The sequence below is a fragment of the Streptomyces sp. NPDC048278 genome (assembly GCF_040652195.1).
Classification (GTDB): Bacteria; Actinomycetota; Actinomycetes; order Streptomycetales; family Streptomycetaceae; genus Streptomyces.
This window is the reverse complement of the sequence record NZ_JBEZLP010000047.1, coordinates 44,703-57,630: the sequence shown is the minus strand read 5'-3', so window position 1 is coordinate 57,630 and position 12,928 is coordinate 44,703. Positions and strand designations below refer to the sequence as shown.

Sequence of the window (12,928 nt, the reverse complement as noted above, 5' to 3'; positions counted from 1 at the left end):
TCCCCGGCCGGATCGTTTCCAGGAACAGGATGGAGCCCAGGGGACTCGGCAATGCGGGTCGGCGCGTGCAGGCCCGTGCGGTCGGCGCGAGGAGAACTACCATGACAACCTCCGATGCCTCAGCACCGCACAGAACTCCGGCCGGGCTGAAACTCGGCGGCGTGGAGTCTGAGCATCATCCCTGGCAGATACGCCTGGTGGATCATCCCAAGCGCTTCGAATCGGCGTACTTCCGCGCGGCCAAGGAGACAGCGCACAAGATTCTCGCCGAAATGGACAACGACGACCTTCCCTACGGGTCCCGGCCCTCCGGCGCTCAGCATTGGGAGATGCACCACGGTGGCAGCCTGTGGGTCAAGGGGCAGAACGGTTGGCGGATGTACCGCGCCAGGGTCGGAATCGAGTGGAGCATGCAGTTCTGCGCCGAGCCGTCGAAGGTCGATCGGCTGCGCCGGGATGCGGCCGAGCTGGTCGACGCCTTCCCTCTCACCCTGCCTGCCCTGGCAGCACTGGGGTATGAAGAGTCGGCAGACCTGCTCCGGACCCCGGTCACGGACGCCGATGGCGTCGAACGGTGGACCGACTGCTTGTTCAACGCCTGTGTGCCGATGAGCCATGGCAACCACCAGGGAGTCCTGCCACAAGTTCCCGGGGAGCACCACTACCCCTGGCCTGTGAAGGGCGCGGACTTCGTCCGTTACGAGGACTTCGAGCTGTGGGTGACCCTGCCCGACGGGACTCACGGCGCCGTCGCGCCGGTGAACCGGCGAGGCTCGGGCGACGGCCACGTACGTCTGGTCCACGTGCCGGAGGAGAGCGTGGCGGCGAGAGCGTTCATGCAAGCGCAGGAGCAGGGCAAGATGGCGGTACTGCCGCCCAACAGTTCCGTGGCGCTGCAGGCGTTCAGTCAGCAGATCGAGCCGGACCGACGGACTGCGTCCGGCCCGCTGGTGTCCTCGTCGAGTCGGGCTCGCACATTGAGGCCGGCCTCCGGTCATTCCGGGTAGCCGAGGAGCAGATATGTCGCGCAATATCGTCATCTGCCTGGATGGATCAGGCAACCAGGTGGGTGCCAGCCACCCTACCAACGTGGTAAGGCTGTTCGAGATGCTCGAGGCGGACCACCCCGAACGTCAGCTGCTCTACTACGACCCGGGCGTGGGCACCATGTCGTCGGCCACTGCGCGCGGTCCGGCTGGCCACTGGCTCTCCCGCATGTGCGGGCTGGCCTTCGGCACCGGGCTGAAGGCCAACCTCGCCGAGGCGTACACCTACTTGATGCAGCACTGGCAGCCAGGCGACCGCGTGTACGTTTTCGGCTTCAGTCGCGGCGCGTACACAGCTCGCGCACTCGTCGGAATGCTCAACAAACCCGGACTCATGCGCCCCGGCTCGGAAAACCTGGTCGCGTACGCCGTGGCGAAGTACGCGTTCAATCAGGACATCGAGGCGAGCCAGGAGCAGGTCGCCCGCTTCTCACGCGCCTTCTGCCGACGGACCGAGAGCGAGCCTTTGTGGGCCACGGTGAAACAGAACAACCCGCGGCAGGTCTCGCACCATGCCCTGCCGGTCACCTACCTCGGTCTCTGGGACACAGTGAAGGCAGCCGGTGTGCTCCGGCTGGGCAGTCTGCGTTGGCCCTACACTCACCAGCTGCCCAACGCCGCCCGCATCCGCCATGCCGTGTCCCTCGACGAAAGACGCCGCCCTTACCGCGAATACCTCGTCACCGCCCGCGAAGGACGTCTGCGGGACTCGGCTCAAGAGGTGTGGTTCGCCGGTGTCCATTCCGACGTGGGCGGTACCTTCGCACATGCCGCGGGCGCACCCTTGCTCTCCTCGATACCTCTGAAATGGATCGCCGATGGCGTCCATCAGGAGCTGGATTTCGTTCCCGACGCCTACGACGAAGCCTGCGCCCTGACTGAGGATTTCGCCGACGCACCCCTCCACGACAACGGAGCGCTGTGGATCCTGGCGGGCCGGCGCACCCGCTCCGTACCGAAGGATGCGTCGCTGCACGCGAGCGTCAGGCTGCGGCGCGAGCACGATCCCGGCTACCGCCCTGATCTCCCCGGTCCGCAGGAGGCAGGGCGCTGGGCCGACCTCGACTGGGTCAAGACGACGTGAAAGCGCGCCCGATCCGCCGTTCCGCGCCGCTGGGCGATTCCTCGGCGCTCCGCCGCTCACCAGCACCATCACGAGGCGCTGGAAGTCGTTTTGCGCACGGCTGAGGACGCCGGCCGGCCGGTCCGGGGGCACGGAGGGCGGGGTCTTGTTGATTCCGGCGAAGACGAGGCCGCGGGTGGGATCGCGGAAGATCACGCCCTCTTGCCGAAGGGCCCGGAAGACATTCCGCAGGATGATGTGGATCGAGCGGGCCGGCGTCCCCTTGCGGGTGGCGATGGCCCTCTCGACGTCGTCGCGAGTGATCTCGCGCAGGCTCTCGATGCCGTCCGCGAGCCACCCCTTGGGGATCGGGTCCAGGACATGCCAGTAGCGGACGGAGGCTTCGGTAATCCAAGCGCTTCTGTTGCGAGTCCCGGCGGAACTCAGCATCCGGGATCGGCAGCCCTCGGGTCTCAAGGAACTGCGTGACCCGCCGTCCGCTGAACTTCAGGGGACGGTTGTCGACGAACGCCTGTCTTACCTGACCAACCACACCGTCGCGACCCACTGGGGCTACCCCCAGCCGGACCGGTTCTCCTGCGCCTTCCGCACGGCGGTGGGATGTCGCCGAGCGAGTACCGGGTGGCCATGCGGACGGCTCCGGCGCCGGGTGAGGCAGCAGGCGAGGCGGCGGGTGCTGGATGAGTGCCGCACGGGTGCTCCATGAGGGCCACGGTCAGAGTTGAGTCCGGGCGGCACCGAACCGGGTGTCCTCGCCCAGCGCGGTCTCCTGGGCGAACGCGGCGTACGAACTCGGGTTGACCAGGGCGTCTGCGGTAGGGATGGTGCTGTAGCGCGGCATGGTGACACCGTTGATCACGGCCGGGCTCTGCTGCACTCCGGCGACCACCTCGCTCGACCACTCCGGTACGTCGACGCCGGCGTCGAAGCGGAAGTGGCTCGCCTCGTGGATCAGCGCCGCCGCCCGGCCGTTGGGCCCGTGGAAGGTCGAGAACTCGTTCCCGATCTCGGTCAGTGTGCCCGGCGTGGTCACTGCCGCGAACCCCAGGGCCGCCGTCCACTTGAACTGGTCCGGAAGTGCGGTGAGCCGTTCGCGGATTTGCCGGAGCCGATCGCGGACCGTGTTGACCACGGTCGTGTCCGGGGACCCGGTCATGAAGTGATGCGCGAACGCCGTCAGGGTGGCGGGATCGAGCGGTGTCGCGGCGGCCGCCGTTTCGGCCCGGCCGATCCAGTCCAGGGCGAGCTCGATGGCGGGTCCGGCGTCGAGCAGCGGAAAGAGGCCGTTCCACTGCCCGACGACGTCGGCTGGATCGGTGACGGTGTTGTCGACGACCTCGTGGTCGAAGTCGTAACGGCAGTAGACCGGCACATTCACGACGAAGCCACCGCTCGAGACCCGTCGGCCGTCCCGGTTCACCATGGTGGTGACGGTCCGGAACAGGTACGCCTTGGTGCCGAAGGCCCGCAGGCCGGTGATCTCGCCGTCCAGGTCGTGGGTGAAGTCGCCGCTGGTGTGCCAGTTCGGGCCGATCGGCTTCGGGTAGCCGGCCGAGGCGGCGTTGGCCGGCCAGTCGAAGCGCATGTAGTCCGGGCCGTGGAAGAAGTAGGCGAAGCCGCTCTTCACGCCACCGCCGGGGAAGACGGCGTCGAGCGTGGTCCATTCGGACGGCAGGAACCAGTTGTCCGCCGTCGAGGCGGGGTCGCCGTCCGGCTGCAGTCCGACCAGCTTGATCCGCTGGTAGTTGCCGCCCTGGAAGACGTACTCGAAGTCACTGAAGGCCTGTTGGCCGAGCAGCGCGCCGTCCAGATCACGGTCGAACGGCGCGGGGAAGAGCGGTTGGGTCGGCGCACCCGCGGTGACCACGTGGTCCGCCGCCCAGTCGTAACCCACCGACCAGCCGCCGGCGAAGACGACGCTCAGGCTCGGGTCGGCGTCCGGCGTGGGCAGCGCGCCGGCGATGCGAACGGTGGAGGACATAGCGATCCGCCTGGGGGAGAGGGGCAGGGTGGGGGCCGGGACGTCGTCCGGGTCAGGGGCGGCACGGCGGCTCCTTTCCACGCTAGACCCTCGGGTGCGGGCCCGCACCCGATCGCCGCCGGCCGCGCTCGCCGGCAACTCGACGGGACGTCACCGTTGTTGGAGAGGCTGCAGTCGGGCCCGGACGCCGTCGGGCGTCCGCCGGTACCGGGAACCCGCGGGCAGCAAGGGAGCCGATGCCACCTCGCGAGAAGGTCCCACCGTGGTCGCCGGGCACCTCTTCGGGCTCTTCACGGTCGTCCGGAAGCTGGGCGCCTGCCCTACGGTCTCAACGGCGCCTGTCGCACCCCGTCCTGGCGGCCGAGGAGGTCCCGGGTGAGACCTCGCCGCTGATCGGGGACGCGTACCCGGGCGGCCCTCGCCGATGCTGCGACGGCTGTCGCTCCCCGGTGGCGGGCGTCCGCCACCGGAGTGAGCATGGAAGAGAGCGTGGAAGAGAGGGGAAGGCGCCTTCGTCGCGCCTCACCGCACGCACGACTTCTTCTTCACCTTCACATGAGCCCGGGTGAGCCTCATGTCATTCCGTACCCGCCGTCCTGTGTCCCTCAGGCTCGGGGAGGAGCTGCGCAACCATCCCGGTGAGGAGGGAGGACAGCACGACGACCACGGCGGCGAGCGCGGCGACCGCGCCGGCGGCGGAGGGTTCGGGGGCAGCGGGTTCGGTGGGGGGCGTGGCGGCCCAGGTGGCGGGTTCGGTCCGCCGCACGGCCCGCACCCTGGCCCCCCGCACGGTCCTGGCCCGCACCCTGGTCCCGGCCCGCACCCTGGTCCTGGTCCGCATCCCGGCCCCGGTCCTGGTCCCCATCCTGGGGGTGGGCCCCCGGAACCCCCGCCGCCGCACGAGGTGGACGTCGCGGAGGGGCCGTTCCGGGTGGTACGGCCGGCCGACATGCTTGTCGTCGACATCGCACTGATGGGCCTGCTCTTCGACGGCGCCCGCCACCGTCTCGTGCGAGCCCCCGACGCACTGAACGCCTTCATCGTCGTCGGTCTGCCGCCGCAGCATGTGGTGGAAGAGGTCCCCGACGATCTGAGCAAGGTCACTGCTCCCATGCAGGCAGTCTCCGCCGGCTCCACCCGGCTGGCCTTCTCGGTGCCCGCCGACATCAAGGAGCTGGAGCTGTCGCTGGACGGGTTGCTCGACTGGGAGCGCCTGGTGCCGCTCAGGGTGCCCGACGGCCAACAAATCCCGGACACGCCGGGGACGACGGTCTTCCAGGGCATCCCCAGAAGCGTCATCGAGTTTCCCACCCGGCTGTTGATCAGCTACGACGAGCCCGTGGACTGGTTGGGCGGACCGCAACCCCAACAAGCTGACGGCCGCACCGCTTTGTGGCATGTCCGGCTGCACCCTGCACCGGACGGCGCCGGGCTCGGTGCATCTGACGGCAGCGTGAAGTTGCGGGCCTTCGCGATGGTCACGAACGGTGGGACGCTGCCACCCGGTGCCCCGTACGTAGCGCCTGTCCTGCAGGACCTCGTGACCCTCACCAGTCGCATCCCGTTGCCAGGAATAGGTGGGCCGCTCGAAGTCCACAGTGATCCCCTGCACGCGGAGCAGTTCCTCATCACGCCCATGGGCACCTCGGCCCATCTGCACGGTGCCTGGGATCCGTTGTCGGCTCCTGCCCTCGCCCGCTACCAGGAGGTCGATCGGCGTGCCCCGGCTCTGGTGGCCTACGACCACATCACAGGACTGGGGCGTGACCAGTACGTCCGCATCGTCCACCACGGCCGCCTGTCCACGGGCCATGAGGCCCTGCACATGCAGGAGTACAAGCGACTCTTCATCGCGCGTCCGGACGACGGAATCGTCGCCTACCTACAGCGGGAGGACCGCATCATCGTCAAGCAGCCGGAGATGACGTACGGAGCAGCCAACGGCTTCCAGCACAAGGGACGCGAGATGCCGTTCCAGGTGCTGCGCATCACCGACCGCGTCACTCCGCTGATCATTCCGCCCAAGCCTCCCCATGACCCCCCACTGCCACCCGAACAGGACGAGCCGGACCTCGCGGCCTTCTGGGTGCGTCTCAAAGAATCCGGAAAGGACCATGAATTCACCCTGATCGGCACGGATTCCGAGGCCCGCAAGGTGAGCTTCACCATGCCGATGGTGTTCGTTCCTGACGGACTGGCCGATGAACAGCAGCAGTTGAAGGGCCTCTACGACCCGGAGAAGGAAAACACACCGGCCGAGCCCGGCAAGATGGAGCAGCGCCAGAAGCGGGAGCTGCATGGCCAGGTGATGGCGATGGCGCAGCCCCCGCCCGGCGCTCCCGGCAGCACCAGTCACGCGGTCGGCTCCCTGACCTTCCGGCTCGGGCCGAACGGCGCGCCGGTAGTGGGCCAACCCTGTGTTGCGGCCGCTGAGGTCCGCGTCCCCGCCGTGGAGCAGTTCACCCCGAACGCTGGCAACCTCAAAGTCGAGTTCAACGACACGTATCTGCGGCAGACCATGGACGGGCATCCGGCAGGGGCGTACCTGGATCTGACGGACTCGCTCAAGCTCGTCTTCGGCGCGGAGCAGGCGGGTGGCCTCTCCAGCCCCAACGCCATGGTGAAGACGATCACCAGCCAGGCGGGCGTCATCCCCGACCTCTTCAAGACGGACCCCACCACCGGAGCGGTGGCTGATGCGAAGGACATGCAGGTCATCAGGGAAGCTTTCGGCGGGGCACAGCTGCTCGGCATCGACCTCAGCAATTACCTGAAGAGCCTTGTCAAGGACCAACTCGGCGCACTGCGGCAGCTGAGCGACGAGCAGATCGAGAACATACTCGCGGACGCGAACGGCCTGCTGCCCGCACCCGTGCTGCGTATACGCGACCTGGCGGACGGACAGGGCAAGGAACTGCGGTACGTGTGGAAGCCGCCGTTGGACCGGCCCCCGGCCGCCCTGATCGACGTGTCCAAGGCGTCGCTGATCCTGGACGCCCGGACCGTCCGTTCGACGGACGCCGTCGACAAGTCAACGGTGCAGGGCAGCCTGAGCCACTTCGCGCTGGACTTCCTGGGCATGGCCCGAGTGGATTTCGAGGAGCTGAAGTTCAAGACCGGCCCGGGTCAGAAGCCCGACGTGACCGCCTCCGGTGTGGAGCTGACATTCCAGGGTGCCATGGAGTTCGTCAACACACTCCGCAGCGCCCTGCCCGCTGATGTCTTCGGCGCCGGCGCGTTCATCGACGTCCAGAGCACCGGCATTCGTGCCGGATACACACTCGCCCTTCCCACCCTCTCCCTCGGGGTCTTCAACCTGGCCAATCTCTCCCTGTCGGCCGAGCTAGCGATCCCCTTCGACGGCAAGCCGGTCTCTTTCCGCTTCTCGGTCTGCGAGCAGAAGCATCCTTTCAACCTCACGGTCTCCCTGTTCGGCGGAGGCGGCTACTTCTCCTTGCTGCTCGACGCCAGTGGCGTGCAGGAGGTCGAGGGTGCCATCGAGTTCGGCGGCGCCGCGGCGCTGGACCTCGGGGTGGCGAGCGGCGGGGTCTCCATTATGGCCGGCATTCGCTTCATGCTCGCCAAGGTCAATGGCAAGGACGACGTCAAACTGACCGGCTATCTGCGGTGCAACGGCTTTTTGACGGTGCTGGGCATCGTCACCGTGTCCGTCGAATTCTATCTGGAGCTCACGTACGAGAAAAAGGGCAAGCAGTCGACGGTCCGTGGCAGGGGCACCCTCACGGTCAGCGTACGGATCGCCTTCTTCAGCAAGTCCGTTTCGCTCGAACTGGAGCGGACCTTCGCCGGCGCGCCGGTCGACCCGACCTTCGCGCAGTGCTACTCGAAGGAGCATGACTGGCCGAAGTACTGCGCGGCGTTTGCCGCGTGAGCGAGCCGCGTGGAGACCACCATGGACTTCGAACAGCAGATCAACTGGACCGTTCTCCCCGCGGGGCTGACGGCCGACGGTACGCAGGTCAAGGTGTCGGTGTTCATCGCGCCGCGGCTGCTGGGGCCCGCCCCGCCCGACCCGACGAAACGCCTCACGCTGGACCCGCACTTCCCCGATTTCCTCCGCTGGCCGGAAAAGATCGCACTCGCCACTTTTGATTTCGCCGCCGGCGCGGGCACCGTCGAGCCCTCCACATCCACCGAGGCGGACGAGGAACCCGACACCACGCCCGCTCCCTCGACGCCCTTCGCCACCGGGCTGAAGCCGCAGGACCCGCTGCCCGACGTGCACTTGTGGCAGGCCCTCTTCGGTGCCGGCACGCCGCTCGATCCCTACACCTTCGAAAGGCATACGGACCAGATCTGCCAGACCTACTCCACCAAGGAGGTCAGCACCTTCATCAAGGACAAATACGCCGAAGCGGCCATGACCTCACCCGAGGCGCCACCCCCCACCAGAGACCTGGTGATGCCACCGAGCGACGGCCCTGCGGACGGCGGGGCAACCAACGGCAGCTCCGCCGACGGCGGTTCAACGGACGGCGGTTCCCCGACCGACGGGTCCGGGGGCGCCGTGGGTCCCGGTGCCGTGGGCCCCAGGGACGTGCCCACGGTGGTCGGCGACATCACCGCGGACGAGGATCCACTGATGCCTTCGGAGCTCCAGCGCCTGCACAGCTTCCACACGATTGCCATGCCGCCGCAGCCACCCACCCTCGCCGGCGAAGAACCGCCGCCGCCACCACCACGACCCGCGAAGCACGACCCCGACTTCCACCAGATGCTCACCTGGCTCGGCGATCACCCCACCCTGCTGCGCCACCTCGGACTCGTTCTGGACTTCCGCCTTCCGGCCGACCTGCTTCCCGTCTCGTCAGGGCAGCTGTTCCTGAAGGTCATCCCCCACTGGAAGTCCGAACTGGGAGAGGAGGCGTCGCACGACGTGTCGCCCCGCACGCGATATGTCTTCCTTCCGGACCACCGCGTCTTCGCCCCCAGGGCCGCGGTACCGACCGACGGTCCGCTGACGCCACCCGCCCGCGGCCTGGTGGAACTGAAGGGGAACTTCACTCTCGAACCGGCCGACATCGACGCCGCCGCAGGCAAGATGGTCGGGCCCGCCGAGGGCGCCACCGGGCTCGCCACGGTGCGGACCCATGGGATCGCGCTGGTCAGGGACGAGCGCATGGAAAGCCTCCGGCAGGAGTTCGCCCGGGCAGCCGAGCACGACGCGGCGTTCACCCGGGTGGTCGAGCAGCAGAAAGCGCAAGGTGCGACACCCGACCCGCAGAATCCGGGGGCTGTTCCCCCCACCTCGGCCGACCAAGTGCCCGCCCCCGAACTCTTCGCCGAGAACCTGGTGCGCGGCCACCGGCTGGATATCTGGGACAAGACCCGGGGGCAGTGGTTCTCGCTGCACGAGCGCGAGGTGGAATACCGGAAGCCGCGCGGCGGCCCGCTCCTGCTCACGGCCTCCGACGAGGGCTTCTTCCAGGCCCACCTGCTAAGACCGCCCCCTGAGGCGATGCACCCCGACCACCTCTACGTGCCCGAGCAACTGGTCACCTGGGACGGCTGGTCACTGTCCGCGCCCCGGCCGGGCCTGGTGCTGGACACCGATGCGGGCTCGCTCGACGAGGACCGCCACCCCAACGAGCCGGTGCCACTCGACAACGAGGCGCAGACGAAACTGCCGTTGGAAATCACGCCGAATGTGCGCGCCGGCACGCTGCCCCGGCTGCGGTTCGGCAACGAGTACCGGGTACGCATGCGCACCGTCGACCTGGCGGGCAACGGGCTCGGCAAGTCGGAGGCCGACGCCCTGGTCGACCTGGCGGACAACGCAACGGACGGGGACGGGGCGGCCTCCGAAAGGCTGGAGGACCGGAAGGCCCTGTTGCTCCCCGACGACGCGGGGCTGCTGACCTTCCAGAGGTTCGAGCCCGTTCTGGCGCCCGCCGTGGTGGCCAGGTTCCGGTTCGGCGAAGGCGCCTCGGACTTCCGGCTGGTGATCCGCAGCAGCCCGGGATCCGGCCCGCCGCCGGCGGCTTCGGGGACGACGCCGGTTGTCACCGTCCACCGAGCCAATGTCCAGCCCGGCATGACCAATGACGAGGTACGCATCGTCCAGCAGGCCCTCATCGACCAGGGACATCCCCTCCCGGTCGGCCCGACCGGATTCTTCGGCGACCAGACCAGGGCCGCCTACGCCGCCGAGCAGCGCGCCCAGGGCTTCACGGGCAGCGACGCCGACGGCAGACCCGGCTGTACGACTCTCGTCGCACTCGGCCGCAAGAGCGGCTTCGCCGTCGTCGACTGCGGCAGCGACGGCACCAGCACCAGCACCGGCACGGGAACCGGTACCGCGGCCGGCACCGGAGCCGGTATGACGGCGGAGCAGTACGCCGCGGACTTCAACCGGTCGTCGCCGGTCACGTCGGGAGCCCACGACCCCTACCGGGGAACCGACGAACGCCATCTGGTGGCACCGAAGGCGTCGCTGCGCTGCATCGAGTGGCACGGGCTGCTGGACGACGCCATCGGATCCACGGACATGAACGTACAGAACGCGGTCTACGACCTGGCCGTTCGGGAGAGCGGCTCGCTGAGCGACCCGTCCCAGCCGGACGTCGAAGTGAAGACGATCAAGTCGCCGGCGGCAGACCCCGAGAATCCGGCGAACACCGTGCTGCACACAGGCCAGCAGGTCGAACTCCCCTACCTCCCCGATCCGTTGTCCACGGGCGCCGTCTTCCTGGACCTGCCGGGCATGCCCGATGGGCAGCCCTTCCCGGTCCCCTGGGACGGCGACGTCTGGCACCGCCCGCGTTCCCTCAGGCTGCGGCTGGCCGAGGGCAGCGCGCCGCCGAGCTTCGACGAGGCGTCCCGGGTGCTGACCGTCTCGCTGCCGAAGGGCGCCGTGGCGACCGTCCGGGTGTGTTCCAGGATCGACTTCGACGAGCACATCATGGGCGTGGCCGGCTGGTGCCGGAAGCAGCAGGAATCGGCACCGGGGCTCGCGAGGGAGGGCGAGGGGGAAGATACGGCGAGGGCGGCGGCGCGGCACACCGACGACGTGCTGGCAGTGGCCGCCGCCAGTCGGCACTGGATGTTCACCCCCTGGCAGGAACTGACACTGGTCCACGCGGTCCAACAGCCCTTGAAAACACCGGTGTTGAGCCTCGTACAGCCGGTGCCGCCGACGACTCTGCGTCCCCTCGGCGCGACCGCGGAACACCTCTCCGGGGCCATCGCACTGGACGAGGCGAGTACGGACCGCATCGACCTGATAGCCGAGTGGACCGAGGTGCGGGACGCCGGCCGCGACGGCCGCGACACCCGCGAGATGACCGCCCCGGTCTTCGACCTGCTGACGGCGTGGGCGGCGAGCCAGACGGGCGACCCGGGCGCCGAACCCGCCCTCCTCCGGGCCGACGTCCTGACCTTCAATACCGAGGCGGCGGAGAAGAAGGCGAAGGCCGACGCCGCGGATGCGGTGGCGGACCCGGACAAGCGCCCCGGCCCACCCCACCCCGCTAAGCACGAGTTCGGCGACACCAGACACCGGGCGGTGCGCTACCACCCGATGGCCGGCAGCAAGTTCGCCGACTACTTCCCGGCGGAGTTCGCCGCGCCGGGCGAGAACGCGCTGACCGTGGCGGGGCGGCCGCAGGAACACTCCGTGCCGAGCAGTGCACGCCCCACGGCGCCGCGACTGCAGTACTGCGTGCCCACCCTCACCCTGGAGGAGGTCCAAGGACCGCCCGGCGTCATCGTCCACCGTCGGCACGGTCGCGGGATCCGGGTCTACCTGGACCGACCCTGGTACTCCTCCGGAGACGGCGAACTGCTCGGCGTGGTTCTCGGCGAACCGCCGGGAGGCGACCCCACGTCCGTACGGGATGCCTGGGTCACCCTGATGGGCCGCGACCCCATCCACCGTTCCGCACCGGTCGTGTCCCCGACCCCGGAGATGTTCACCAACGCGGTGCAGCGGACCCCGAAGCCGCTCCCTCTCGATCCCCCCTCGATCGACCTCCCCGTACAGGTCGTCGGCTTCTCTCCGCAGTTCGAGAAGGCCGTTCCGAAGCCCGGCGATGACCCGGACAAGGCCGGCCGCTGGTTCTGTGACCTGGATCTGGACACCGGGGACGCGTGCCTTCCCTTCGTGCGGCTCGCCCTCGTCCGCTACCAGCCGGAATCCGTTCCCGGCGCCGAGATCTCCAAGACCGTCCTCGCGGACCTGGTGCGCACCCTGCCCGACCGCGAGTTGCGGGTCACGCTCGGCGACCCGTTGACGGTCAGCGTCAGCGGACCTTCCTGGGACCCCACCGGCTCCCTGTCGCCACGCATCACCGCCACGCTGCAACGCCGCAACCGTCTGGTCGACGACGACGACCTTGGCTGGGTGACCCTCGACGACACCACCGCCCAACTCACCTCGGTGGACGCGGAGTCCTCCCACACACCCTTCTACACGGGCCAGATCCCGCTACCGCCCGGACGGCCTGGGCCGCTGCGGGTGCTGGTCCTCGAAACCGAGGGCATCCGCCCCGACATCCCCATGTCGCTCACGACGCCGGGGCCGGTGATCTACTGCGACACCGTCGAACTCCCGCCGAGGCCGGGCGGCCCGGACAGCGACCACGACCGCGGCGACGGTCACGATCACGGTGGGCCGGGTGACCACGGTGGCGGATTCGGCGGGTTCCGTCATGACTGACCTGCGGTGGTCTGGCCTGGTGAGGGCGAGGAACTGGGGGCACCTGCCGACGGGAGCCGGGGCCGTCCTCAGGCCGCCCAGCGTTCGGTGAGTGGCTTTATCGGTGAGTGCTGGCTCTGGTCCACTTCGTCGGCTCTGTC

Annotated in this window: 6 protein-coding genes; 4 read left to right on the top strand and 2 right to left on the bottom strand. The window is 68.8% G+C overall.

All coding sequences use genetic code 11. The features are described 5' to 3' along the window. The first annotated feature begins 101 nt into the window (after nucleotides 1-101). Both AB0D74_RS45265 and AB0D74_RS45260 read left to right on the top strand, forming a co-directional pair. Nucleotides 102-1,007: a DUF6424 family protein gene (locus AB0D74_RS45265; RefSeq protein ID WP_362600554.1), complete on the top strand. Its 906-nt coding sequence runs from the start codon at nucleotides 102-104 to the stop codon at nucleotides 1,005-1,007. A 13-nt stretch (nucleotides 1,008-1,020) separates the two neighbouring features. Then, nucleotides 1,021-2,130, top strand: coding sequence for a DUF2235 domain-containing protein (locus AB0D74_RS45260; protein ID WP_362600551.1), 1,110 nt, complete (start codon nucleotides 1,021-1,023; stop codon nucleotides 2,128-2,130). Between the two features lie 715 nt (nucleotides 2,131-2,845). Here the strand turns inward: AB0D74_RS45260 and AB0D74_RS45255 are convergent. Continuing rightward, nucleotides 2,846-4,111, bottom strand: coding sequence for a hypothetical protein (locus tag AB0D74_RS45255; RefSeq protein ID WP_362600548.1), 1,266 nt, complete (start codon nucleotides 4,109-4,111; stop codon nucleotides 2,846-2,848). A 577-nt stretch (nucleotides 4,112-4,688) separates the two neighbouring features. After that, on the bottom strand, nucleotides 4,689-4,952 hold the full coding sequence (locus AB0D74_RS45250; protein WP_362600545.1) for a hypothetical protein: 264 nt from the start codon (nucleotides 4,950-4,952) through the stop codon (nucleotides 4,689-4,691). Nucleotides 4,953-5,060: 108 nt separating this feature from the next. On the opposite strand from AB0D74_RS45250, the gene AB0D74_RS45245 reads away from it, so the two are divergent. After that, the gene (locus AB0D74_RS45245) at nucleotides 5,061-8,003 is read left to right on the top strand and encodes a hypothetical protein (RefSeq protein WP_362600542.1); all 2,943 of its coding nucleotides are present in this window, start codon (nucleotides 5,061-5,063) and stop codon (nucleotides 8,001-8,003) included. Nucleotides 8,004-8,024: 21 nt separating this feature from the next. Beyond that, nucleotides 8,025-12,788, top strand: a complete 4,764-nt coding sequence (locus AB0D74_RS45240; protein WP_362600539.1) for a hypothetical protein — start codon at nucleotides 8,025-8,027, stop codon at nucleotides 12,786-12,788. The last annotated feature ends 140 nt before the right edge of the window (nucleotides 12,789-12,928 follow it).